The sequence below is a fragment of the Oleiphilus sp. HI0125 genome, assembly GCF_001635355.1.
Window position 1 is genome coordinate 1 of sequence record NZ_LWGF01001125.1, and the last position, 958, is coordinate 958.

Genomic DNA, 958 nt, shown 5'->3' on the forward strand with positions numbered 1-958 from the left:
ATCTTCCCCTCCAAGAATTTTTGATCGTGTCGTGTTGAAGGAGGTAGCTCGATGGGAATACCTGCCTCTTTTGGTCAATGGTCAAGCGCAAGCTACGCGTGTTGTTGAGCGTAAGTATGTATTCCAGCTCTAACCGATCCATTTTACGGCATCGCAGTTTATCTCTGGTGCTCACGTTCATTATCTCGACTGGGTTGTCGCATGTAAGTTTTGCGACCGATTTTCAAATGCCTCCAAGTGTTGCTGCGGGCGGAAGTGAAGGTTCTGCTAGTAAAAAATCCCTTGTGTCAAAAGGCACCTACAATTTACTAGTTGATGTGCAAGGTAGTATTGATGAGGGCGATATTGATGGCGCGTTTGAGAAACTTAATCGATTGATCATTCGCGTACAGAAGAACGCCTATGAAACGGCCGTCGTCTTGAAAACGGCGGGTTATATTTATGTCAGTCGCAATGAAAATACTAAGGCAATTGAGCTACTGGAATTAGCTCATAACATGAGCGCTCTGGTTCATGAAAATCAGCAAAAGTTGCGTTATGACTTGTCTCAACTTTATCTTTCTGAAGATCAATTAATGCTGTCTATTCGTTATCTACAATCTTGGTTGGAGCATGCAAAGAAAGATGAATTGAATGCTGCTGTGTTTATTCGTTTAGGTAATGCCTATATGCAGGCTAAAGAGTATCAGGAAGCGGTCAAAAGCTTTGAGCGGGCAGTGGCTCAGAGTGAAACGCCTGTCGAATATCATTTGCAGTTGCTACTAGCGAGCTATGTGATTCAAAAAGATTATGGGAAAGGTATTCAATTACTAAAAAGAATAGTCACGCTTTATCCTGGTAAGAAAAAATACGTATTACAATTAACAGGGCTATACGACGAACTTGAGCAAGAAGACAATGCTTTGGGAGCTCTCGAATATGCTTACAAAAACCAGTTGTTGAATGAGACTCAAGAGTT

The 958-nt window shown here is 41.8% G+C and carries 1 protein-coding gene; it reads left to right on the top strand.

The genetic code is table 11. The annotated features are described in order from the left end of the window. Positions 1-227: 227 nt before the first annotated feature. Positions 228-958 (top strand): lipopolysaccharide assembly protein LapB (locus A3762_RS19500; RefSeq protein ID WP_197469413.1); only part of this gene is annotated, 731 nt, incomplete at its 3' end.